This is a genomic window from Sphingomonas sp. S-NIH.Pt3_0716 (genome assembly GCF_003950715.1).
In the GTDB taxonomy this organism is placed as follows: Bacteria; Pseudomonadota; Alphaproteobacteria; order Sphingomonadales; family Sphingomonadaceae; genus Sphingobium; species Sphingobium yanoikuyae_A.
The window spans coordinates 14,370-37,535 of the sequence record NZ_QLJK01000023.1 but is presented as its reverse complement, the minus strand read 5'-3'; the positions used below and the strand labels follow the sequence as shown (position 1 = coordinate 37,535).

26 protein-coding genes are annotated in these 23,166 nt (G+C 65.4%); 7 read left to right on the top strand and 19 right to left on the bottom strand.

All coding sequences use genetic code 11. The features are described 5' to 3' along the window. Positions 1-101 precede the first annotated feature (101 nt). The 3 genes from BRX37_RS18110 (at position 102) to BRX37_RS18100 (ending at position 1,882) form a co-directional block, all read left to right on the top strand. Entirely contained in the window at positions 102-275 is a 174-nt protein-coding gene (locus BRX37_RS18110; RefSeq protein ID WP_125988582.1) for a DUF1674 domain-containing protein, read from the top strand. A 158-nt stretch (positions 276-433) separates the two neighbouring features. Beyond that, positions 434-913 carry a hypothetical protein gene (locus tag BRX37_RS18105; RefSeq protein WP_069336381.1) on the top strand — a complete coding sequence of 160 codons (480 nt, stop codon included), beginning with the start codon at positions 434-436 and terminating at the stop codon, positions 911-913. Positions 914-1,003: 90 nt separating this feature from the next. Continuing rightward, positions 1,004-1,882, top strand: a complete 879-nt coding sequence (locus tag BRX37_RS18100) for a UTP--glucose-1-phosphate uridylyltransferase (RefSeq protein WP_004208866.1) — start codon at positions 1,004-1,006, stop codon at positions 1,880-1,882. Between the two features lie 46 nt (positions 1,883-1,928). Here the strand turns inward: BRX37_RS18100 and BRX37_RS27355 are convergent, their stop codons facing one another. The 7 genes from BRX37_RS27355 to BRX37_RS18070 form a co-directional block, all read right to left on the bottom strand. Beyond that, a complete protein-coding gene (locus BRX37_RS27355; RefSeq protein ID WP_318276759.1) occupies positions 1,929-2,060 on the bottom strand; it encodes a hypothetical protein in 132 nt (43 codons plus the stop codon). 162 nt (positions 2,061-2,222) lie between these two features. Beyond that, the gene (locus BRX37_RS18095) at positions 2,223-3,176 is read right to left on the bottom strand and encodes an NAD-dependent epimerase/dehydratase family protein (RefSeq protein ID WP_125988581.1); all 954 of its coding nucleotides are present in this window, start codon (positions 3,174-3,176) and stop codon (positions 2,223-2,225) included. Between the two features lie 29 nt (positions 3,177-3,205). Continuing rightward, positions 3,206-3,832 carry a single-stranded DNA-binding protein gene (ssb, locus tag BRX37_RS18090; RefSeq protein ID WP_125988579.1) on the bottom strand — a complete coding sequence of 209 codons (627 nt, stop codon included), beginning with the start codon at positions 3,830-3,832 and terminating at the stop codon, positions 3,206-3,208. 89 nt (positions 3,833-3,921) lie between these two features. Continuing rightward, positions 3,922-5,778: a ferrous iron transporter B gene (feoB, locus tag BRX37_RS18085; protein ID WP_125988577.1), complete on the bottom strand. Its 1,857-nt coding sequence runs from the start codon at positions 5,776-5,778 to the stop codon at positions 3,922-3,924. After that, positions 5,775-6,032, bottom strand: a complete 258-nt coding sequence (locus BRX37_RS18080) for a FeoA family protein (protein WP_037521316.1) — start codon at positions 6,030-6,032, stop codon at positions 5,775-5,777. Before BRX37_RS18080 ends, feoB begins: the two co-directional genes overlap by 4 nt. Before the next feature lie 75 nt (positions 6,033-6,107). Further along, a complete protein-coding gene (locus BRX37_RS18075; protein ID WP_125988575.1) occupies positions 6,108-6,773 on the bottom strand; it encodes a COQ9 family protein in 666 nt (221 codons plus the stop codon). Between the two features lie 9 nt (positions 6,774-6,782). After that, a complete protein-coding gene (locus tag BRX37_RS18070; RefSeq protein ID WP_125988573.1) occupies positions 6,783-7,664 on the bottom strand; it encodes a DMT family transporter in 882 nt (293 codons plus the stop codon). 68 nt (positions 7,665-7,732) lie between these two features. Here BRX37_RS18070 and BRX37_RS18065 point away from each other — a divergent pair, with 68 nt between their 5' ends. Further along, complete coding sequence (locus BRX37_RS18065; RefSeq protein WP_125988571.1) at positions 7,733-8,824, top strand: alkene reductase; 1,092 nt, start codon at positions 7,733-7,735, stop codon at positions 8,822-8,824. A gap of 75 nt (positions 8,825-8,899) precedes the next feature. Here BRX37_RS18065 and ribH read toward each other — a convergent pair whose 3' ends face one another. The 6 genes from ribH to BRX37_RS18035 form a co-directional block, all read right to left on the bottom strand. After that, positions 8,900-9,322, bottom strand: coding sequence for a 6,7-dimethyl-8-ribityllumazine synthase (gene ribH, locus BRX37_RS18060; protein ID WP_017501105.1), 423 nt, complete (start codon positions 9,320-9,322; stop codon positions 8,900-8,902). A gap of 11 nt (positions 9,323-9,333) precedes the next feature. Further along, complete coding sequence (gene ribB / locus BRX37_RS18055) at positions 9,334-10,614, bottom strand: 3,4-dihydroxy-2-butanone-4-phosphate synthase (RefSeq protein WP_125988569.1); 1,281 nt, start codon at positions 10,612-10,614, stop codon at positions 9,334-9,336. A gap of 73 nt (positions 10,615-10,687) precedes the next feature. After that, the gene (locus BRX37_RS18050) at positions 10,688-11,296 is read right to left on the bottom strand and encodes a riboflavin synthase (protein ID WP_048938115.1); all 609 of its coding nucleotides are present in this window, start codon (positions 11,294-11,296) and stop codon (positions 10,688-10,690) included. Between the two features lie 36 nt (positions 11,297-11,332). After that, positions 11,333-12,286, bottom strand: coding sequence for a bifunctional diaminohydroxyphosphoribosylaminopyrimidine deaminase/5-amino-6-(5-phosphoribosylamino)uracil reductase RibD (gene ribD / locus BRX37_RS18045; RefSeq protein WP_125988654.1), 954 nt, complete (start codon positions 12,284-12,286; stop codon positions 11,333-11,335). Between the two features lie 35 nt (positions 12,287-12,321). Further along, positions 12,322-12,822: a hypothetical protein gene (locus BRX37_RS18040; protein WP_004208853.1), complete on the bottom strand. Its 501-nt coding sequence runs from the start codon at positions 12,820-12,822 to the stop codon at positions 12,322-12,324. Positions 12,823-12,871: 49 nt separating this feature from the next. Then, entirely contained in the window at positions 12,872-13,561 is a 690-nt protein-coding gene (locus tag BRX37_RS18035) for an energy transducer TonB (RefSeq protein WP_125988567.1), read from the bottom strand. A 186-nt stretch (positions 13,562-13,747) separates the two neighbouring features. Between BRX37_RS18035 and BRX37_RS18030 the strand changes: the two genes are divergently transcribed. Then, the gene (locus BRX37_RS18030; RefSeq protein WP_125988565.1) at positions 13,748-14,356 is read left to right on the top strand and encodes a hypothetical protein; all 609 of its coding nucleotides are present in this window, start codon (positions 13,748-13,750) and stop codon (positions 14,354-14,356) included. An 89-nt stretch (positions 14,357-14,445) separates the two neighbouring features. Here the strand turns inward: BRX37_RS18030 and BRX37_RS18025 are convergent, their stop codons facing one another. From BRX37_RS18025 to BRX37_RS18015, 3 genes are all read right to left on the bottom strand, one after another. Beyond that, positions 14,446-15,711: a DUF445 domain-containing protein gene (locus BRX37_RS18025; RefSeq protein ID WP_125988563.1), complete on the bottom strand. Its 1,266-nt coding sequence runs from the start codon at positions 15,709-15,711 to the stop codon at positions 14,446-14,448. Positions 15,712-15,792: 81 nt separating this feature from the next. Then, a complete protein-coding gene (locus tag BRX37_RS18020) occupies positions 15,793-18,957 on the bottom strand; it encodes an efflux RND transporter permease subunit (RefSeq protein ID WP_125988561.1) in 3,165 nt (1,054 codons plus the stop codon). A gap of 92 nt (positions 18,958-19,049) precedes the next feature. Beyond that, positions 19,050-20,222, bottom strand: coding sequence for an efflux RND transporter periplasmic adaptor subunit (locus BRX37_RS18015; RefSeq protein WP_037521299.1), 1,173 nt, complete (start codon positions 20,220-20,222; stop codon positions 19,050-19,052). Positions 20,223-20,455: 233 nt separating this feature from the next. On the opposite strand from BRX37_RS18015, the gene BRX37_RS18010 reads away from it, so the two are divergent. Continuing rightward, positions 20,456-20,704 carry a GlsB/YeaQ/YmgE family stress response membrane protein gene (locus tag BRX37_RS18010; protein ID WP_069336366.1) on the top strand — a complete coding sequence of 83 codons (249 nt, stop codon included), beginning with the start codon at positions 20,456-20,458 and terminating at the stop codon, positions 20,702-20,704. A 60-nt stretch (positions 20,705-20,764) separates the two neighbouring features. Here BRX37_RS18010 and BRX37_RS18005 read toward each other — a convergent pair whose 3' ends face one another. The 3 genes from BRX37_RS18005 to BRX37_RS17995 all read right to left on the bottom strand — a co-directional run bounded on the left by BRX37_RS18005 (position 20,765) and on the right by BRX37_RS17995 (position 21,921). Then, on the bottom strand, positions 20,765-21,022 hold the full coding sequence (locus tag BRX37_RS18005) for a GlsB/YeaQ/YmgE family stress response membrane protein (protein WP_004208845.1): 258 nt from the start codon (positions 21,020-21,022) through the stop codon (positions 20,765-20,767). Between the two features lie 195 nt (positions 21,023-21,217). Further along, entirely contained in the window at positions 21,218-21,517 is a 300-nt protein-coding gene (sciP, locus tag BRX37_RS18000; RefSeq protein WP_004208844.1) for a CtrA inhibitor SciP, read from the bottom strand. A gap of 107 nt (positions 21,518-21,624) precedes the next feature. Beyond that, complete coding sequence (locus BRX37_RS17995; RefSeq protein WP_097384715.1) at positions 21,625-21,921, bottom strand: hypothetical protein; 297 nt, start codon at positions 21,919-21,921, stop codon at positions 21,625-21,627. A 126-nt stretch (positions 21,922-22,047) separates the two neighbouring features. Here BRX37_RS17995 and mnmA point away from each other — a divergent pair, with 126 nt between their 5' ends. Continuing rightward, positions 22,048-23,154: a tRNA 2-thiouridine(34) synthase MnmA gene (gene mnmA, locus BRX37_RS17990; RefSeq protein WP_125988559.1), complete on the top strand. Its 1,107-nt coding sequence runs from the start codon at positions 22,048-22,050 to the stop codon at positions 23,152-23,154. Positions 23,155-23,166: the final 12 nt, after the last annotated feature.

Here is a 23,166-nt window from a genome sequence, read left to right as displayed (position 1 = left end):
CGAAAACCACTCACTTGCACATCGCTCCTTTGCGGCCCAGATAGCGGGCCTTGTACTGAATATGGGGTTGCCGCGCGCGCTCCGCAATCGAAAGGCCCGACATGGGACATTTCAACGGCAAGCGCCCGGCGCATGTGAAGGCCCCCGAGCACCTCTCCAAGAGCCCGCCCGTGCCTCAGCCCGATCCGATCGACCAGCAGCCGGTGCTGGACGAGGAACTGAGCCCGGTCCGCTATGGCGACTGGGAGCGCAAGGGCATCGCCATCGATTTCTGATCTGGCGCCTTCTAATCGGCCAGCGCTGAACGCAACTAGTTCGGCTTGCCGACGTTTCAGCACATATTCCGCTGGCCCGTGCCCGGCTAGCGGGCGAGCGCGACCCCTTGCTCTGGCCTTTCCGGCTGGGTCTGCGCAGATTCAGGGGCATGAGGAGTATGCGGGGCGTGAGCGCGGAATTGGCGCAGGACGACAAGGTGACGAAGCCGGTTGCGGCCTATGCGCCGGAAGATGCGGCATTATTGTGCGGTATCGGTCGGCTGGTCTGCGCCTGGACGATGCTGGAACAGAGTCTGGAGGCACGGCTGGCCGAGTTGCGCGAGACCATGGGCGATGTGCGCACCGTGGGCGCGCGCACCCGGCCGACCATGACCAAGCTGATGACCGAATTGCGCACGACCGTCGCGATGCGCGATCGGCGCAACGCGGCCGGGCTGACCGAAATTGCGGAGGTCGAGCGCGATCTCCAGCGGATCGATCGTTTCCGTACCCTCATCATCGGCGGCTTTCAGCAGCCGTCACCTGAAGGCTTTCTGTGCCGCGACTTACGTAACAATGCTCAATATGTAAGCCTGGAGCATTTGGATAATGAAATTGCGGCGCTGGAACAGGTTGCACAGCGTCTTCTGACGATCTGACCCATAAAGACAAGTTGCCGTAGCGCTTGACCTTTTTCTCCCGGTTCGCGATCCCCCCAGCGAGCCGGCACTCATCGAGAACGGAGTCCCATGTCGAACAAACCGATTCGCAAAGCCGTCTTTCCTGTCGCCGGTCTTGGCACGCGTTTCCTGCCCGCCACCAAGTCGGTGCCCAAGGAATTGCTGCCCGTGGTCGACCGTCCGCTGATCCAATATGCCGTGGATGAAGCGCGCGAGGCCGGGATCGAGCAGATGATCTTCGTCACCGGACGCGGCAAGGGCGCGATCGAGGATTATTTCGACATCGCCTTCGAATGCGAGATCACCCAGCGCGAGCGCGGCAAGGATCTGTCGGCGCTGGAAGGGACGCGCCTGGCGCCCGGTGATGCAGTGTTCCTGCGCCAGCAGGAGCCGCTGGGCCTGGGCCACGCGATCTGGTGCGCCCGCGATATCGTCGGTGACGAGCCGTTCGCCATCATCCTGCCCGACGAGTTCATGAAGGGCGCGCCCGGCAATGGCTGCATGAAACAGATGGTCGAGGCCTATGAAAAGGTCGGCGGCAATCTGGTCTGTGCGCTCGAAATCCCGATGGACCAGACGCCCAGCTATGGCGTGATCGATCCGGGCGCGCGCGACGGCGCCCTGACCGAGGTGAAGGGCCTGGTGGAAAAGCCCAAGCTCGGCACCGCCCCCTCCAACCTCATCCTGCCCGGCCGCTATATCCTGCAGCCCGACGTCATGACGATCCTGGAAACCCAGGAAAAGGGCGCGGGCGGCGAGATCCAGCTGACCGATGCCATGGCCTCGCTGATCGGCAAGCAGCCCTTCCACGGTGTCACCTTCGATGGCCGCCGTTTCGACTGCGGCTCCAAGGCCGGCTATATCGAGGCGAACCTCGCCCTGGCGCTGGAGCGCGAGGATATCGGCGCCCATATTCGCGACTTCGCGAAGGCCGAACTGGCCAACTAAGCTTCGATCCGCAGGGGTGGCCGCTGGTCACCCCTGCTGCTGCCCGTCAGAACAGGCGGACGGCCTGTGCCAGCAGAATTCCGATGCCCGACAGGGTGATGGTGCCCCCGATGGCCAGCTGCAGCGGGCGGACTATCTGCCGGATTGGCACACCGATGGCAGCTTCAATCTTGCTCATGCAAATCATTATCGCATAAAGCGAACGGAGAGTCACACCCATCTCTCCACTCACACTGATGCAGCGGATCGATCATCATTCGTGATTATAAGTAACGAATGATCGGAATGGCCGCTCTCAAATCAGTAACGCAACAATGGGCTCAAACTGTCAGCTTCGCTGTCAACTTTGCACCGCCGGTGACACATAATCGGCGTCGTGGATGAACGGCATCGCCGCATCATTCGCCAGCGCCGTCAGGATCGCGGCAAAGTCCGTCGCGCAGCGAAACCCCATCTGGCGCCGCGCCAATCCCGCATCATAGACCCGGCCGATCGACGCGGGCAGTTGCCAGCCGCGCCGGGCATATAGCTCCGCAGCTTCGGGAAAATGCCGCGCGATCACCGCTGCCGCATCGCGTTTCAGCTCCGTCGCTTCCTCGCGGGCGAAAGGCGTCGGCGCGGAAACCAGATAGGTTTCGCAGCGCGCTGGCGGCGTCCGTTCCAGCGCAACCAGATGCGCCCGCGCCGCATCCTCGACCGTCAGCCGGCGATGGAGAAATTCATTGGCCTTCAGATTTTGTCCCGTCAGGCTGGCGTCCGTGTCGTCATCCTCCGGGAAGAAGCGGGCAGTGCGCAAGATGGTGCAGCCGATGCCGCACTCCAGTTGCTGCACCCGGCACAGCCCCTCGGCCGCCAGCTTGGTCACGCCATAGATGTTGCGCGGCTCCAGCGGCCCGCTCTGCTCGTCCAGCCACACCGCCGCCTCGCCGGCCTCGTCGCGTACTGCCTGACTGATCATCAGCGACGTGGTGGATGTCATGACGAAGCGGTCATGCCCAGCCGCGGTCGCTGCTTCCAGCAGGTTGCGCGTGCCGGTGACATTGACGTCGATGAAGGCCTGGGCGGGGTAGCGGGCGATGTCCGGCTTGTGCAACGCGCCGCCATGGATCACCGCTTCAATCCCGCGCTCGGCAAAGGCCCGGTCGATCAGCGCCCGGTCGGCGACCGATCCGATGATGTCGGTGCCCCGGCCTGACGCGACGTCCAGGCCGGTCACTGCATGTCCCGCCGCGCGCAGCATCGGCGCCAGGAAACGGCCCAGCCAGCCCGACGATCCGGTCAGCAGGACATGCATGTCAGGTCAATCCCTGTGGAAAGGACCGATCAGAACGGGACTTCGTCGTCCAGGTCGTTGTCGAAGTTCGGGCCGCCCTGACCGCCGCCCGAGGAGCGTCCGCCGCCAAAGCCGCCACCCTGGTTGCCGCCGCCCGAAGAGCGCCCGCCACCAAAGCCGCCGCCGCTGTTGCCGCCGCCGAAATCGTCATAATCGCCGCCGCCGAAGCCGCCGCTGCTCGCGCCCCAGTCGCTGACGCCCTGGTTGCCGCCGCCCGACGAGCGACCACCGCCAAAGCCGCCGCCCTGGCCGCCTCCGCCACCCGGCGCGCCGTCCAGCATGGTCAGCACCGCGCCGGGGCCCGACAGGGCAACTTCGGTGGTGTAACGGTCATTGCCATTATTGTCCTGCCACTTGCGGGTGCGCAGCTGGCCTTCGATGTAGATCTTCGATCCCTTGCGCAGGAAGCGCTCGGCGACGCCGACCAGGCCTTCGGAATTGATGACGACGCTATGCCATTCGGTGCGCTCCTTGCGCTCCCCCGACATGCGATCCTTCCAGCTTTCCGAGGTCGCGATCCGCAGGTTGCAGATCTTGCCGCCATTCTGGAAGCTCTTCACTTCCGGGTCGGCCCCCAGATTCCCGATGAGAATGACCTTGTTGACCGAGCCTGCCATGATTCCTCCGAAAGCACTAAAGGCGCCGTTATAGAAGCCTCGCCTTGGCGGTAAAGAACAAAGCTAGGCCAAATGTCCGGGGCTTGGGATCAGCCGAGTCCCATCGCGACCGCTGCCCAATATGTCACGCCCGCCGCCGCATAGGCCAGCACGAACAGATAGCCGATCATGAACAATGGCCATTTCCAGCCATTGGTCTCGCGCCTTGTGACGGCGATGGTCGAAATGCACTGCGGTGCGAACACGAACCAGGCCAGGAAGGCGAGGGCTGTGGCCAGGCTCCAGCGGCCGGCCAGCCGGTCGCCCAGTCCCTGTTCCAGCGCCTCGGCATCATCCTCGGCATCGATCGCATAGACGGTGGCGATGGCGGAGACGGCGACTTCGCGCGCCGCCATGCTGGGTAGCAGGGCCAGCGAAATGTCGCGGTTGAAGCCGATCGGCTCGACCAGAACATTGATGCCGCCCGCGATCCGCCCGGCGATCGAATATTCGCTCTGCCGCACGCCTTCGGGGGCATGGGGGAAGCTGGCCAGCACCCACAGCACGATATTGGTGGCCAGGATGATGGTGCCGGCGCGTTTGAGGAAGATGACGCCGCGCTGCCACAGGCCGATCACGATATCCTGCGGCCGGGGCCACTGATATTTCGGCATTTCCATCAGGAACCCGCCGCTGCGGCCCTTGGCCACGGTCAGGCGCAGCGCCCAGGCGGCCAGCATGGCACCGACGATGCCGGCGACATAGAGCAGGAACAGCACCAGCCCCTGCAGGCCGATGCCGGGGCCCACGCTGCGCGCCGGGATGAAGGCGGCGATGATCAGGCCATAGACCGGCAGGCGGGCCGAACAGGTCATCAGCGGCGCGATCAGGATCGTGGTCAGCCGGTCCTTGGGATCGCTGATCGTGCGCGTCGCCATGATGCCGGGCACCGCGCAGGCGAAGGAGGAGAGAAGCGGGATGAAGGCCCGGCCCGACAGGCCGACCTTCGCCATGATGCCATCCATCAGAAAGGCGGCACGGGCCATATAGCCGGTTGCCTCCAGCATCAGGATGAAGAAGAAGAGGATCAGGATCTGCGGCAGGAACACGATCACCGCGCCGACGCCGCCGACCACGCCTTGCAGCAGGAAATCGTGGATGATGCCCGGCGGCAAAGTGTTGGTCACCGCCTCGCCCAGCGCCGTGACCCAACCTTCCAGCATGTCGGCGGGCACCGATGCCCAAGAGAAGACCGCCTGGAACATCACGAATAGCAGGCCCAGTAGAAGGGCGAGGCCCAATACCGGGTGCAGCGCGACCCGGTCGACCGCCGCCGTCAGCCGGCGCGACGGGGTTTCGCGCACGATCGCGGCGCGGGCGATGCGGCGGGCCTCGCGGCGCACGGCGTCGAAATCGGGCTCACCGGCAGAGGCGCGCAACATGCCCGTCTGGGCGCCGAGCAGCGTTTCCAGTTCGGTCTTGAGATGATCCAGGCCGCGCTTGCGCACCGCCACGGTGGACACCACCGGTACGCCCAGTTCCTGCGCCAGCACATTGGCGTCCAGTTCCAGCCCGTCGCGGGTGGCCAGATCGACCATGTTGAGCGCGACCACGGTGGGCAGGCCCAGTGCGATCAGTTCCAGCGCGAAGCGCAGATGATTGTCGAGGTTCGACGCGTCGACGACGATCACCAGTGCATCGGGCAGCTTCTCGCCGACCTGCTTGCCCAGCACGAAGTCGCGCGTCACCTGTTCGTCGGGGCTGGCCGGCGACAGGCTGTAGGTGCCGGGCAGGTCGACCAGTTCGACCGGCCGGCCGTCGGCCAGCGACAGGCGGCCCGCCTTGCGCTCCACCGTGACGCCCGGATAATTGCCCAGCTTCTGCCGCGCGCCGGTCAGCGCGTTGAACAGGGCGCTCTTGCCCGCATTGGGATTGCCGACCAGCGCGACGAGGGGAAGGCCGCTCATGCCTGCGCCTCCTGCGGGCCGGTGCTGACCTCCACGGCGGCGGCATGGGCGCGCCGCATAGCCACCGTCATTCGCCCGATCTTCACCGCCAGCGGTCCACGACCCAGCAGGCCGCCATGATGCAGCGCCTCGACGCTGGCGCCTTCGCACAGGCCGAACTCGCGCAGTCGCTGTCCTTCCACGGACGACAGCGACTCCCAGTCGATGGTTTCAACAAATGCGGGTTGGCGCAGGGGCAGATCGGTCAGGCGCAAGGAGGATGGACTCTTAACCAGAAATCAGATTTGCGACTGACTATCAATTACGTCTGGTGAAGGCCAGCCCGAACTTCACACCGCCGGATAGCGCAGCCGGCCGATGAAGCGCGACAGGCTGAGATGCTCGCCATCGCCCACGCCCTTGAACCGGGCCTTCATCTTCTCGAAACGCATGATCCCCTCGATCCGCCGAGCCAGGAAGGCGCGGCTATCGGCATGATCTTCGCTCTCGTCATTGACGAAGGTCAGCAGCGTCGCAGCATAGATGCTGCCCAGCGTCGCACGCTTACTATAATGGTTGAGGTCGGTGGCGGTGTCGCCCGCCGCGCGCCACATGATATCGGCGGCGTGCCAGCCCAGCTTGGCGGCGCGCACGGCATTGGTCGGCATCGCCAGGATCGCCTGCGCCCGGCGCAGTGCCTCGCGGTCGGGCGCCAGCAGGGCCAGGCGGGTCTCGATCAGCGCGCTGATCTTCTTGCGGATCGACATGGCGGCCAGCTTTTCGGGCGGAAACGCCTCCAGCATCCGTGCGTCGATGCTGGCGAACCAGGCCTCGATCATGCCCATGGCGCCGCCGTCGAAGGCCAGCGCGGCGACATCGGCATCGATGCCCTTTTCCGCCGCCGCCATCGCCACCGCTTCGGGGCGCCAGCCATCAAAGGCGGCGTGGCGCGGCAGTACCGGCGCCAGCAGTGCGCGGATTTCGTCCAGGGTCAGGTCTTGGGTCTGGTCGCTCATGGTCGTAACCTAGGCCCGTCGGGGCAGGCGCACAAGCACCAGTGCGACCGCCACGGCCACGCCGCCGACAATGTCGGTCGCGCTCAATGTTTCGCCGAACAGCAGCCACCCGGCCAGCGCGGCGACGGCGGGTTGCAGCAACAGGCTGAGCCCCAGCACCAGCGGTGAAAAGCAGCCAAGCGCATAGGTGAGCAACCCCTGGCCGACGATCTGGCTGGACAGGGCGAGGATGATGAGCGGCGTCCAGTCTTGCGGCATCACTGTTTCGCCCATCGCATTGGCGGCGAGCAGCAGCGGCAAGGCCCCGGCCGCGCTGACGACCGCCAGCACCGACCAGCTGTCCAGCCGCTTGCGTGCGCCCTGGATCAGCAGAAGATAGGTGGTGTAGAGCAGCCCGGCGAGCAGGCAGAACAGGTCGCCCTTCAAGTTGACAGGCGACAGCTCATAGCTGCTGCCCATCAATATGGCCGCGCCGATCGCCGCCAGGATCAGTGCGCCGATCTGCAGCTTCGATACATGCTCCCGCAGCACGATGAGGCCCCACAGCGGCAGCATCAGTGCGCTCATATTGCCGAACAGCGTCGCGTTGGCGACCTTGGTATGGCCGATGCCCAGATGCCAGGCAGCCAGATCGGCGGCAAAGCAGACGCCGGCCAGAATCACGATCGTCCACTGGCCGCGCGACAAGCGGCTCTTGCGCAGTATTGGCAATGCCAGGATGAACAGGAAGGGCATGGCGATCGCCAGCCGCCAGAAGGCGGCAGCCACCGGCCCGACATCGGCCAGCCTTACCAGCACCGGTCCCAGCGCCAGAATGATATTGGCCAGGATCAGCGCCGGAAAAGCGAGTCTGGGCGTCGCGATATGCGCCATGGGGGTTGAAGCGGCCATGGCGGCTCCCTAGCTGGCTTTCTGCATCAAGTCCCGTTGCAAATTGCAACGTTCATGAGGGAGGTTTCATGACCACAATCTTCGATCCGATACAGCTCGGCGCCGACACCGCCGCCAACCGCGCCATCATGGCGCCGCTCACCCGCGGCCGCGCCACCCGCGATCATGTCCCGACCCCGATCATGGTCGATTATTATGCGCAGCGCGCCTCGGCCGGCCTCATCATCAGCGAGGCGACCGGCATTTCGCACCAGGGCCTGGGCTGGCCCTATGCGCCGGGCCTCTGGTCCGACGAACAGGTCGAGGCCTGGAAGCCGGTCACCCAGGCCGTGCATGACAAGGGCGGGCTGATCGTCGCCCAGCTCTGGCATATGGGCCGTGCCGTCCATTCGGCCGTCACCGGCGAGCAGCCGGTTTCCTCCAGTGCCACCGCGACGCCGGGCGACGCCCATACCTATGAGGGCAAGAAGCCTTATGAGGTCGCGCGTCCGCTCGCGATCGACGAAATTCCCGGCATCATCGCCGACTATGTGAAGGCGGCCAACAATGCGATCGCCGCCGGCTTCGACGGGGTCCAGATCCACGCTGCGAACGGCTATCTGATCGACCAGTTCCTGCGCGACAACAGCAATTTCCGCGATGACATCTATGGCGGCAGCATCGAAAATCGCGTCCGCCTGCTGCGTGAAGTGACGCAGGCGGTGGTCGATGCGATCGGCGCCGATCGCGTGTCCGTACGCCTGTCGCCCAATGGCGATACCCAAGGCGTCAATGACAGCAATCCCGAGCCGCTGTTTGCTGCCGCCGCCGATGTGCTGAATCAGATCGGCATCGCCTTCCTCGAACTGCGCGAGCCCGGCCCGGACGGCACCTTCGGCGCCACCGACGTGCCGCGTCTGTCGCCGCTGATCCGCCAGCATTTCAAGGGGCCGCTGGTTCTCAACAGCGATTATGGGCTGGGTCGCGCGCAGGCCGATCTCGCCTCTGGCCTGGCCGACGCGATCAGCTTTGGTCGTCCCTTCCTCGCCAATCCCGATCTTGTCGATCGCCTGCGCGAAGGCGCGCCGCTGACCCAGGCGCAGATGGCGACCTTCTACAGCCAAGGTGCGGAAGGCTATACCGACTACCCGACCCTAGCCGAGGAAAAGGCGGCCGCCTGATCCCTCGTCACCCATGAAGAAGGGCGCGTTCCTCGCGGAGCGCGCCCTTCCTTGTGTCTGCCAAAAGGCCGGGGATCAGATCGCGAAACGCTCGCGCAGGCCCAACATGGCGATCGCTGCCTTGGCCGCTTCGCCGCCCTTGTCCTTCTGGTCGGGACGGGCCCGGACCAGGGCCTGCTCCTCATTTTCGACGGTCAGGATGCCGTTGCCGATTGCGATCGCGTCCATGCTCAGTGCCATCAGGCCGCGCGCGCTTTCGTTCGACACCACTTCGAAATGATAGGTTTCGCCGCGGATCACCACGCCGATCGCGACGAAGCCGTCATAGCGGCCGGTCTCGGCTGCCAGTGCGATCGCGCCGGGGATTTCCAGCGCGCCCGGAACGGTCACCACCTCATATTTGTGGCCGGCTTCATCCAGCGCAGCCTTTGCGCCTTCGATCAGCAGGTCGTTGAGATGGTCGTAGAAGCGGGCTTCGACGATGAGAAACTTGGCCATGCGAATATCCTTCAGAGCTCGATCGGACGCTGCCCAACCACGGCCAGGTCATAGCCGTCAAGGGCGATCAGGCTGTGCTGGGTGTTGCTGAGCAGGATCATGTCATGCACGCCCAGCTCCGCCAGGATCTGCGCGCCCACGCCATAGTCGCGCAGTTCGTCCATGCCCGCCGGTGCCTTGCCGGCATGGGCCTGGATCATGCGGGTCAGCATGTCGGGTTCGCCGTCACGCAGCAGTACGACCACGCCGGCGCCTTCCTTGTCGATGATTTCCATCGATCGGGCCAGCATGTCGCCACGCGGGCCTTCGGCACCGAAAATGTCGCTCAGCGGAGCCAGCTGGTGCATGCGCACCAGGGTCGGCTGGTCGGGGCTGATGCGACCCTTCTGTAAAACCAGCTGCTCGGACTGGGTGGCGCGGTTGAAGAAGGTGATTGCCTTCCACTCGCCGCCCCATTTGCTTTCGAAGCTGGTTTCGGCGCGACGCTCGACGACATGGTCGTGGCGGCGGCGATAGGCGATCAGGTCGCGAATCGTGCCGATCTTCATCTTGTGCTTCTGGGCAAAGATGATCAGGTCGTCGAGGCGCGCCATCGTGCCGTCGTCCTTCATCACTTCGCAAATGACGCCGGACGGATTGAGGCCGGCCAGGCGGGCGACATCCACCGCCGCCTCGGTATGGCCGGTGCGCACGAGCACGCCGCCGTCACGGGCGATCAGCGGGAAGACATGGCCAGGCGTCACGATGTCGGCGCGCGTCTTGGATGCGTCGATGGCGACGGATACGGTACGGGCGCGGTCGGCGGCGCTGATGCCGGTGTCGACGCCTTCACGCGCCTCGATCGACACGGTGAACGCCGTTTCGTGGCGGGTGCCATTGTTGCGGCTCATCAGGTCGAGCCCCAGCTGGTCGACGCGATCCTTGGTCAGCGCCAGGCAGATGAGGCCGCGGCCATGGGTGGCCATGAAATTGATCGCGTCGGGGGTCGCCATCTGGGCGGGGATGACCAGATCGCCCTCATTTTCGCGATCCTCGTCATCGACCAGGATGAACATGCGGCCGTTGCGGGCCTCGTTGATGATTTCCTCGGGGCTTGCGAGCGCGGTGCCGCCCTCGCGCTTGAGCAGATAGGCTTCCAGCTTGCCCAGCGTCTCGGCCGTCGGGTTCCAGTCGCCTTCGCCCAGCTTGCGCAGGCTGTTGGCGTGCAGTCCGGCGGCGCGCGCCAGGCCCGATCGGGACATGCCGCCATCGGTGACGAGGGCGCGGACGGAATCGATAAGCGAGGACGACATAAACACTCCTTCCCGGATCGGGTATGAGGGTTATATCACACTGCAATGTGATTTCTTCAAGGGTGAAATCACATCATTTGCTGCGAAGGCTCTGCATCCGGTCGAGATAACGGGCCAGCACATCGATCTCCAGATTGAATGCCCGGCCGTCGGGCAGGCTGTCCAGCGTGGTGGCGATCGCGGTGTGCGGGATGATGTTGAGGCCGAAATGCACGCTGCCGTCGGGCTGGTCCTCGACGCTGTTCACGGTCAGCGAGATACCGTCCAATGTGATCGATCCCTTGGCGGCCAGTGCGGCGGCCAGTTCTGCCGGTGCGCTGATGACCAGGCGGATCGAATCGCCCTCGCGGCTGGCCGACACCAGATGGCCGATGCCGTCGACATGGCCGGTGACGATATGGCCGCCCAGCTCGTCGCCGACCTTCAACGCGCGTTCCAGGTTGAGCTTGCCGCCCTGCGCCCACAGGCCCGGCGCGGTGCGGGCGACGGTCTCGGCCGACAGGTCGACCGCGAACCAGCCCGACCCCTTTTCCACCACCGTCAGGCAGGCGCCCGAACAGGCGATCGATGCGCCGATCGCGACCGTATCCATGTCATAGCCGCTTTCGATGACCAGGCGCAGGTCGCCGCGCTGCTCATGGGTGCGGATGGTGCCGATGTCGGTGATGATGCCGGTGAACATGGTGCCCAGATCCTTGGGAAAGAAATTTGCGCTGATCTAGGCGCTGCGCGTGCGCGCGTAAACCTCCAGCCGGTCCGGGCCGAACCGGCGCTCCTCGGTCTGGCGCCAGCGCCCATGGGCATCGGCCAGGTCGGTCAGGCCGATATCGCCGATCCCGGCCAGGCCCGACCCGATCAGGATCGGCGCGCGATAGAGCAGCAGCCGGTCGACCAGATCGGCGCGCAGGAAGGCGGCGGCAGTTTCGGCGCCGCCCTCGATCATCAGATGATCGACCCGGTCGAGCGTCGCGATATCCTCCGGGTCTGCAATCGCGCTCCAGCCTTCGGGCGCTGGACCGCGGCTCAGCAGCAGTCGGCGGGGCGATCGATCTTCCAGCCCTGGCAGGCGCACGTTCAGGCTCGGCGCATCAGTGCGCAGCGTGCCGCCGCCGACCAGGATGGCGTCATGTCGCGCCCGCTCCAGATGGGCATGGGCACGGGCATCCGGCCCGGTGATCCAGCGACTTGACCCGTCAGCCAGCGCGATCCGTCCGTCGAGCGAGAGTCCCAGCTTCAGTGTCACTGCCGGGCGCCCGAGCGTCTGGCGCAGCACGAAACCGCGCATCGCTTCGGCGGCCTCAGCCGCCATCAGCCCCATCTCGACCGCAACGCCACGCTCGCGCAGCCAGGCTGCGCTCTGGCCATCGGTGCGCGGATCGGGATCGCGCAGCGCAATCACGACTCGGGCAATACCCGCCCGCGCCATCAGGTCGGCGCAGCGCGGTCCGCGCGGGCTCAGGTGAAAACAGGGTTCCAGTGTCACATAGGCGGTGGCCCCCTCGGCCCGGTCCATCGCCTCGTCCAGCGCCTGTGCCTCGGCATGGGGGCGGCCGCCCTTCTGGGTCCAGCCGCGGCCGACGACATGGCCGTCGCGCACGATCAGGCAGCCGACATTGGGGTTGGGCGTGGACAGGCCCCGGCCACGTTCCGACAGGGCGATCGCCGCCGCCATATAGCGACGGTCAGCGGCGACGTCGGTGGTCATGGTCAGGGTTTGGCGGTCGCCGCGTCGACCTTCTGCTCGGCCTCCGCCTTGGCCAGCCGCTGGTCCAGCAAGCCATTGATCTGGCGGACGGCTTCCTTGCGCCGCGCGGTGTTGCGGGCCTCTTCGTCGCGCCATTCGATGCCGAAGGCGTCGGCAAAGCCCTGCATCTTCTTCTGCTGCTTGACGAGGGCCGCTTCGCGCTTGGCGAAGTCGATCTTCTGCTGCAGGATTACCGCCGCGTCGGACCGGTTCGCGTCCCAGCTCTGGACATAGATGATCTTGTTGCGGGTCGGCATCGTGTTGGTGTTCGCGTCGACGATGAAGGCCCAGACGATCACATAGGTGAAGGCCGCGGACACGCCGAGCAGCGGCCATTTATGCTGGCGCTGCTGCCGGAAATAGCTCCAGAAATCACCAAAGGCGCTCTTGGGAGAAACGGGACGGGGAAATATCGCCATGCCGCGCTTATAGGGCAGGGCGGGCGCGGATGCAAAATGATCCATCGAACTCCCTCCATGAAGGACGGGCGGGCTATGCCCGCCCGTCCTTTGCTCAGCGATCGGTCAGGGTGAAGCGCACGGTCAGCGTCTTGACGCTGCTCACGGCGACGCCGTCGCGCGTCGCCGGGCGGAAGCGCCATTTGCGCAGCGCATGCTTCTGGGTCACGAGCCAGAAGCTCTCGTCGGTCGCCGAAATCTTGACGATGTCGCTGACGCGCCCTTCCGGGCTGATGGTGACACGCACGGTGACGTTGCCTTCCAGCCCCTGGCGGATCATCGCGCCGGGATAATCGGGTTGGAAAGACCCCAGCGCGTTTGGCGCTATCGTCGCATCGATCAGGACCGGGATATGTGGCGGGGGCAGGGGGGGATCGATGACCGTCCCGGTTCCGGAGCCGTCAAAGGGTGAGGAGGGGCCGGTTTCGATCGTCGGGCCGGCCGGAACGGGCATCGGTACGATCGGATCGGTGATGGTCGGCTTTTGCGGCAGCGGGTTGGTCTGGACCGTCTGGGTGGTCGGTTCCGGTGGTGCCGGTTCAGGCGGCGGAGGCAGCGGTACGGGATAGCCGGTGATCGGCGGCGTCGGGCGGACCCAGTCGATGACCTCCTTGGGCATCAGCAGGAAGGCACCGACGACCACGGCATGGACCGCAATTGCTCCGCCGATCCCGATCGGTGATTTGCGCCGCGCGGCATAGCCCGACCGGGTCGCATCCTGTGTCGGTTGCATCGTCATATACATGGACTGCACCCTCCTCTCGCGGCGCCAACTCTCTGGCGTCCATGGAATGATACAACATCAAAACATGATATGTTGCAACATCAATTTTCAAGGGGCGGTGCGCCTGAAATATTCGCGTCGCCTCGGGACATATCGGGGCAATGCGGCGATGCGAGACACTGCGGCAACGCAAATCCAGGAACCCCGATGCGCCTTCCCACGATGCTGCTATTGTCGACCCTGTTGCTGCCGGTGCCACTGTTCGCCCAGCAGCCGGCCGACCTGTCTGCGCGGACGGAAGGTCCGCATGACGGCGGGGCACGACCCGATGGGCCCTGGGCTGCCGATGCCGACGGTGATGGCCGGATCACGCGGGACGAGATGCAGGCCTGGCTTGACCGCCGTTTCTCGGCGATGGATTCGGACGGCGATGGCGCGATTTCGGCTGAAGCCATGCAGCAGATGCTGGGGCATCAGCGCGGCCCGCGGCAGGAAGGGCAGGGCGAACGCCGGCATGGCCGAGGCGGTCCTGGCGGTGGCCCCGGTGGCGCCGGCGGCCCTCCGCCCGGCGGTCCGCCACCCGGCCCGCGACCGGGCGGCCAAGGTGGCGAGACCGCGCCACCCCCACCTCCGGGCCGCGCCATGCCCTATCCCGAGGATGGCAATGAGGATGGCGTGATCGATCGCGCCGAATTTTCCGCGCCGTCGCTCGCCATGTTTCATGATCTCGACCGCAATGGTGACGGCGTACTGAGCGCCGACGAACTGCCGCCATCGCCGCCGCCACCGGGGGGAGAGGGCGGTCCCGAAGACTGATGTTCAGCTAGGAACCGGAAGCCGTCTCCTCTGTGCGACCGGTTCCGGTCGGGGTGCGCCGATTTTGGCCCGGCGCCCCCGACCATTTCTCAGAAGAATGTGTCGATGGCGTGGATCGCGAGCCCTACCAGTCCGCCGACCAGCGTGCCGTTGATGCGGATATATTGCAGGTCGCGGCCGACCGCATTCTCCAGCCGGCTGGTGACCGTGCCGGCATCCCATCCGCGCACCGTCTCGCTCACCAGCTTGACGATCGAATCGCCATAGGTCGCCGTGGCGCCGACCGCGCCGCGCCGCACGAAGCGATTGATCACCAGTTTCAGCCGGGCATCCTCCTGCAATGTGCCGCCCAGTTGCTGCAACGCCTCGCCCAGTCGCCCGGCCATCGCCTTGCCCGGATCGCGCACCGCACGCAGCAGGCCGGTGCGGGCCTGTTCCCACATCCCCTCGATCCAGCGCTGCATTGCCGGATTGTCGAGTATCTCGTCTCGAATCTTTGCGGCCTTCGCTTGCATCTCGATGTCGAATTGCAGGTCGAAGGCGAGCTTGGCCATGCCTTCCTCGGCCTTGAGGCGCAGGCTGTGGCCGGGATCGGCGGCCATGTCCGCCAGCAACTTGCGCAGGCCGTTGACGATGGCATTGGCCAGATTTTCGTCCAGCCCGGTCCAGCGCAGCACCGTGCCGGCGCGCTCATGCACCATCTGGCGGATCAGATGGTCGTTCGCCTCCAGCGCCCTGTCCGCCCACTGGATGATGCCATCCATCACCGGCGCATGGCGGCCGTCGCGCATCGCCGCCTCAATTGCTTGCCCCACCAGCGGGCCGACATTGATCGCGCGCAGTCGCTGGCCGATCGCGCCCTTCACCATCCCGCCCAGCCGTTCCTGGTCCAGCGCCTCCAGCATGTCGGCGAGCAACCGGGATGCGCCGACGCGCAGTCGCCCGTCGCCGGCGGACGGGCTGGCCAGGAAACGGCCGGCCGCGCCGGCCACGTCCATGCCGCGCATCCGCCGCGCGACGACGGCCGGGGTCAGGAAATTGTCGCGCAGGAAGATCGCCAGCGTGTCGCCGATCCGGTCCTTGTTGCGCGGAATGATCGCCGTATGCGGGATCGGCAGGCCAAGCGGATGGCGGAACAGGGCGGTGACCGCGAACCAGTCTGCCAGGCCGCCGACCATCGCCGCTTCGGCAAAGGCCTGGACGAAGCCGATCGCGGGATGGAGATGGACGGTGGCGCGCGCCGCGATGAAGATCGCCGCCATCGCCAGCAACATCCCCGTCGCCACCAGCCGCATGCGCCGCGCGGGATGGGCGGCGGCGTCGAGGGGCGAACGGGGCATGCGCAGCAGCTTCATGACGGTGAAACGGTTACGCGCCCGTTTCGTTCAGGCAAGCCCTATATTTTGCCATGGGGCTGCTCGCGCGATCCCGGCTCCTTATTCCGCCGGCTGGGCATGGCTGCCCGAATGGTCGTCATGCGACTTGTGGGTCAGGAAGCGGCGGCTGAGCCGCGGCCCGGCCCATTGTTCGACACCCAGCGCCAGGCTGAACACGGCCGGCACGATCACGAGCGTCAGCACCGTCGACAGCAGCAGGCCGCCGATCACCGTGATGCCCATCGGCGCGCGCCAGGCGGCGTCACCCGACAGCGACAGGGCTGTGGGCACCATGCCCGCGACCATCGCGACCGTGGTCATCACGATCGGCTGGGCGCGCTTGTGGCCGGCGTCGAGGATCGCCTCCTGCTTGGGTACGCCCTTTTCCATTTCCTCCAGCGCGAAGTCGATCACCAGGATCGAGTTCTTGGCGACGATGCCCAGCAGCATCAGCAGGCCGATGAACACCGGCAGCGACATGGGCTGGCCGGCAATGTGCAGCGCGATCGCGCCGCCCAGCGGCGCCAGCAGCAGCGACCCCAGGTTCACGAAGGGCGGCATGATCCGCTTGTAGAGCAGCACCAGTACCGCCAGCACCAGCATGATGCCGGAGAAGACGGCGATCACGAAGTTGGTCAGCATCTCTGCCTGGAACTTGCTGTCGCCCGCCTCGATCTTCTGCACACCCTGGATGCGGCCTTCCTTGATGGCCTTCATCGTCGGCAGTTCGTTGATCTTCTGGTTGGCCTGGCTGGTGACGATGCCGGGCGCCAGATCCGCGCCGACGACGACGCGGCGGATCTGGTTGTAGCGGCGAATCTGTGTCGGGCCTGCGCCAAAGCTGATGTCGGCCACGACCTTGAGCGGCACGGAACCACCCGACACCGTCGGCACCGGCATATTCTCGATCGTGGCGATATCCTTGCGGCTATCTTCGGCCAAGGCGACGCGGATCGGAATCTGGCGATCGGACAGCGAGAATTTGGCGACATTCTGGTCGATGTCGCCGATCGTGGCGATGCGGATCGACTGGCTGAGTGCAGCGGTCGTCACGCCCATGCTGGCGGCCAGGTCGAGGCGCGGCTTGATGATGATCTCGGGCCGCTGCATGTCGCCCTGTACGCGCGGCGCGCGCAGTTCGCGGATGCCGGCCATTTCATGCACCAGCTGGTTGGCGGTCTTTTCCAGCAGCTCCGGATCGTCCGAACCATACATCATGATGATGTCGCGGCCGAAGCCACCACCCGACTGCGACTGGAAATTGACCCGTGCGTCGGCGATCGTCTGGAACTTGGGCGCGATCTTGCGCTCCCATTCCACCGACGACATCGGCCGGGTCTTCTTGAGCGTCAGGAAGATGTCGGCGCTGGTCGGCTCGATATCGGCAAAGGCGGCCTCGACCACATCCGTGTCGGCGGCCAGCATGTCGGCCACCTTGCGTGTGATGGCGGTGGTCTGCTCCAGCGTGCTGCCCGGCACGGTCTCGATCTTCACCTGACTGAAATCGGTGTTGATCGTCGGCTGGAAGGTCATGGGCAAAGTGCCGAAGGCGAACAGGGTCGCCACGAAGGCCAGCATGCCGATGCCCAGCGTCCACACGCGATGGTCGACGAAGAAGGCGACGAAGCGATTGCGGAACCCGCCGCGCGCGCGCCGCGCCTTCGCCTTGCGCTGGTCCAGCGACCAGTGGAGCACGCTCATATAGCGGTCCATCAGCCAGCCTTCGCCATGGCTCGCCTCGCCATGAGCCTTCAGGAAATAGGCGGCGATCATCGGCGTGATCAGGCGCGCCACGGCCAGGCTCATCAGCACCGACACGACCACGGTCATGCCGAACTGGATGAAGAACTGGCCCGAAATACCCGGCATCAGCGCGACCGGCAGGAACACCGCGACGATCGCCATGGTGGTCGCCAGCACGGCCAGGCCGATTTCGTCGGCCGCGTCGATCGACGCCTGATAGGCCGATTTGCCCATGCGCATATGGCGCACGATATTCTCGATCTCCACGATCGCGTCATCGACCAGCACGCCCGCCACCAGGCTCAATGCCAGCAGCGAAATGCCGTTCAGCGTAAAGCCCAGCATGTCCATGAACCAGAAGGACGGGATCGCCGACAGCGGGATGGCGAGGGCAGAGATCATCGTCGCGCGCCAGTCGCGCAGGAACAGGAAGACGATGACGACTGCCAGCACCGCGCCCTCGATCATCGCCGACATGGCGCTGTGATACTGGCCGCGTGTATATTCGACGCTCGAATAGAGCTGCTTGAACTGGACCTTGGGATTTTCCTTCTTCAGCTTGTCCAGCACCTTCATGGCATCGTCATAGACGGTGACGTCGGACGATCCCTTGGCCTTTTCCAGGCTGAAACTGGTCACCTGCCGGCCGTTCATCAGCGCCAGGCTGCGCTGTTCGGCATACATGTCGCGAACATCGGCAATATCGGCCAGCTTGACCGTGCGGCCGCCGGAAATGGCGATCTGCGTCTGGCCCAGATCATGGGCGTTACGCGCATTGCCCAGCACGCGGATCGACTGTTCGGCACCGGCAATTTCGGTGCGACCGCCGGCCGCGTTGATATTGACCTGGCTCAACTGCGCATTCACCTGCGCGGCAGTGACGCCATAGGCCTGCAGGCGGGCGGGATCGAGGATGACGCGGATTTCGCGGCTGACGCCGCCACCGCGCCGCACCGCCGCCATGCCGCTGACCGACAGCAATCGCTTGGCGACCGTATTGTCGACATACCAAGACAGTTCCTCCAGCGTCATGTCGGTCGCTTCGGCGCTGAAATAGGCGATCGGGCCGCCATCCACGTCAATGCGCTGGACCTGCGGTTCCAAGATGCCGTCGGGCAGGTCGCTGCGAATCTGGTCGACGGCATTCTTGACGTCGTTGACTGCGCGATCGACCGGCGTGCCGATCTTGAACTGGACATTGGTCAGCGACTGGCCTTCGGATGCGAAGGAGGTGATGTCCTCGACCCCGCTGATGCCGCGCACGGCGGCCTCGACCCGCTGGGTCACCTGGGTTTCCAGTTCGGTCGGCGCGGCGCCCGGCTGGGACACGGTGACGCTGACCATGGGAAAGCTGATGTCGGGATTCTGGTTGATGTCCATCCGCAGGAAGCTGACGACACCGGCCAGCATCAGCGCGGCGAACAGGACCAGCGGCGGCACCGGATTGCGGATCGCCCATGCGGAGATATTGCGAAAACTCATGACGGGCTTCCCTCACCGGACGCGACCGCGTCCGCTTCCAATATTGTCAGTCCTGCCGGTCCGGGCATGGTGACCCGGCCGGGACCATTGCGTCAGCGCGCCTTGAGCGCTTCCGGCTTCACCTTCTGCCCCACGGTCAGGAAGGCGCCGGCCGACGTCACGATGCGCTCGGCACCCGTGATGCCGCTGGTGATGGCGACGCCCGTGTCGGACACCTGGCCCACCTTCACGTCGCGCCGTTCGACCTGGTTCTTGCCGTTGACGATATAGACATAGCTGCCCTTGGCGTCGCTCTGTACCGCCGATTCCGGCAGCAGCGGGGCATTGCCCGAGCCGCTGGTGATCGTCGCCGACGCGAAACCGCCGGGGCGGATCGCGTCATTATAGGCGACCGCGATGCGGGCGATGCCCTGGCGGGTCTGCGGATCGACGACCGGCGATACCTGCCAGACGCGACCGCTGAAATGCTGGTTGCTGCCGACTGGGGTCACGGTCGCGCTGTTGCCGGCGCGCAGCGTCGCCAGATCGGCTTCCGCCACCTGTGCCTGCATTTCCATCTCGCCATCCTTGGCCATGCGGAACAATGTGCCGCCGCCGGCCTGGACGATCTGGCCGGGCTCGACCGTGCGGGTCAGCACCAGGCCGGATGCCGGCGCGCGGATGTCCAGCCGGCCGGTGCGGGCGCGCTGCTCGGCCAGTTGCGCTTCGGCCACGCGGACCTGGGCGACGGCCTGGTCACGGGTTGCGGTGCGCTGGTCGATGTCGGCGGCGCTGATGAAGCCGCGGCCGACCAGCGCCTTGGCGCGTTCCAGCTGGGCCTGGGCCAGCTTGGCATTGGCACGCTGCACCTCGACCTGTGCGGCCAGCGAATTGACCTGCTCGCTCTGGACCGATCGTTCGACCGTGGCCAGCACCTGACCGGCGCGGACCCAGTCGCCCGGCTGCACCAGCACGCGCGTCACCATGCCGCCTTCGCCGACCACGCCGACCGGCATGTCGACACGGGCGGCCAGCGATCCGGTGCTGCTCACGGTGCGGGCGACCATCGTCTGGCCGGGGGTCAGCACGGTCACGACCGGCGCCTGCGGTGCGGCGTCGGGGGCGGCGGCATCCTTGCCACGCATCGACAGCGCGGCAGCCGCCGCCACCAGCGCAACCGCAACAACGCCACCGATGATCAGCAGACGCCGGCGACGGCGAATCCGGTCTTCGTCATCGACCAGGATCGCGGACGATTCGCCCGTCAGCGTAGTTTCGTAATTCATGCCGTTTCCATCTCTCCGGCGGGTTCCGCCCAAACTCGGAACTGTGTTATATGAATATATCACCGCCCTCAAGCCCCAATATCACGGTTGGACGGGCCTTCGCAAAGCCAATTGTGCCCTTGCGAAGGGGCTGGCGGGCTCTTGCATCTTGTCCGTCTCTTGCCAAAGGGGCCGGACTATGTCGCTATGCCGCGCCTTGGGGCGGGCTGGACAGTACAAGAAGGATGCGCGCCATGGAATTGCTGGGATGGATCATGACGGGCCTGCTCGCTGGAGCATTGGCGCGGCTGGTCATGCCGGGCCGCGATCCGGGGGGCTGCGTCGTCACCATCCTGTTGGGCATGGCCGGGGCCTTGCTGGCGGCCTTTGTCGGGCAGATCATGGGCTTTTATGCACCGGGTCAGCGTGCCAGCTTCATCGCCGCCGTGCTGGGCGCGATCGCGGTGCTGGCGCTCTATCGCTGGTTCAGCGTCCGGCGCTGACGCAAAAAGGCCGCGTCCTTCCTGGGAAGGACACGGCCTTTGATATGGAATGTCCGGTCGTTAGCGGACCGATCCGCGCCGTACCAAGTTGACGATCGCCAGCAGGATGACCGCGCCCAGCAGCGAAACGAGGAAGCTGTAGAGTGTCAGCCCGGCATTGTTGATCGAGCCGCCACTGAAGATCAGGCCGCCGATGAAGGCGCCGACAATGCCGACCACGATGTTCAGCAAGATGCCCTGCTGCGCGTCCGTGCGCATGATCATGCTGGCGAGCCAGCCAATGATGCCGCCGACGATAAGCCACAAGATGATGCCCATGTTACTCTCCTTGACCACACCCCCAACGGGTTTGCTGGCTATTCAACCCGGAACATGGCTTCGCGTTCCCGCACAAAATGATTCCGCCTTGGAAACCATCCCCGACCCGCAACGCGAAAGGGGCCGCCGGACGGTCTGTCCGGCGGCCCCCGCATCATTTTCTACGGTGTCCGCCCGCCGGCGGCACCCGATCCCTCAATATTTCTGCTGCCGCTCGTAGAGCGACTTATAATATTGGATGCGCGTGACGCGCAGGCCATGCATGCCCGAACGGTCCACCGCGCGTTGCCAGCTGGCAAATTCTTCCAGCGTCAGACTGTAGCGGGCGCATGCTTCGTCCACGGTCAGTAGACCTCCATTGACGGCAGCGACGACTTCTGCCTTGCGACGCACCACCCAGCGAGTGGTGTTCACGGGCGGCAGATTTTCCAGCGTCAGGGGTTCGCCGAGCGGTCCTACGACCTGTGCAGGCCTGATTTTCTGGTTCTCTATCATCTTTACCCTCAATTAGCGGCATTGGCGTTGCCGAATTCAGCAGCGAAACCTCGTTGTCACATCAGCCCTGAAGATCGGCTAAAGCCCCAAGGTAAACACAGGCTTCATCATCCTTGCCCCACCCCTAAATGGCTCGCGATCAGCGGGTTAAAGCTTCCTGCGAGACGAACGGCTTCGATCTTGCCGTCGGAACGTGGCGCGAAAAGCTCGGCCAGTTCCTGAATCCAGTCCTCCATCCCGTCCTGCCCCCGCAGGACGCCCGCGACCGCCAAGGCCGTGGGACTGGCCGCCTGCGCCGCAGCCGAAGCCGCCCGCAGGAAAGGCCAGGCCGGGACGCGTGCCCGGCCTGTCGGCCTTGTCAGGGCGGGTTTCAGCCCGCCTGTCCGGAGAAAACTCAGATCCATGACCAGGCTTCTACCGGGCTAATCGATAAGGTCCGGTAAATGCCGGACACATTTTCGTCATCGAAACGATGCGCCTCTTGGGGAAGATGCTGGAACGCGGCGCCGCCTGCGACTATATGGGCGGCCATGCAGCCCGAATTTCAGCTCCCAGAGCCGCTCTCGCAGCGGCGCATTGTCGTTGCCATGTCCGGCGGCGTGGACAGCAGCGTCGTCGCAGCGCTCGCCGCGAAGACCGGCGCGGAAGTGATCGGCGTGACGCTCCAGCTTTATGATCATGGCGCCGCCGTCGGCCGTACCGGCAGCTGTTGCGCGGGCCAGGACATCCGCGATGCGCGCGCCGTCGCTGATCGCATCGGTATTGCGCATTATGTCTTTGATTATGAAAGCCAGTTTCGCGATTCGGTGATCGCCGACTTTGCCGATGAATATATGGCCGGGCGCACCCCCATCCCGTGCGTCAAATGCAATATGGGGGTGAAGTTCACCGACCTGTTCCAGATCGCGCGCGACCTGGGTGCCGACTGTCTGGCGACCGGCCATTATGTCCGCCGGGTCGAAGGGCCGCAGGGCGCCGAACTGCACCGCGCTGCCGATCCGGCCCGCGACCAGAGCTATTTCCTGTTCGCCACGACTCAGGCCCAGCTCGACTATCTGCGTTTCCCGCTGGGCGGTCTGCCCAAGCCGCAGGTGCGCGAAATTGCCGCTGAACTCGGCCTGTCGGTGGCACTGAAGCCGGACAGCCAGGATATCTGCTTCGTGCCCGATGGCGATTATGCCAAGATCGTGCGCAAGCTGCGCCCCAATGCGGACGAGGGCGGCGACATCGTCCATGTCGACGGCCGGGTACTGGGCCGGCACAAGGGGCTGATCCATTACACGGTCGGCCAGCGCAAGGGGCTGGAAATCGGTGGCCAGGCCGAACCGCTCTATGTCGTGCGGCTCGATGCCGAAGGACGGCGGGTGATCGTCGGGCCAAAGGTTGCGCTGGCCGTGTCGGGCGCGCGCCTCAGCGACATCAACTGGCTTGGTCGCGATTTTACCGGGCCGCTGACCGCCAAGGTCCGCTCCATGGCCAAGCCGGTTCCGGCGCGCCTCGAAGGCGATCGGCTGATCTTCGACGCGCCCGAATATGGTGTCGCACCAGGGCAGGCCGCAGTCCTCTATGCCGGCGATCAGTTACTGGGCGGCGGCTGGATCGCCGCGACCGAGGCTGCGCTGGCCGAGGCCGCCTGAGCCGGCGGCACG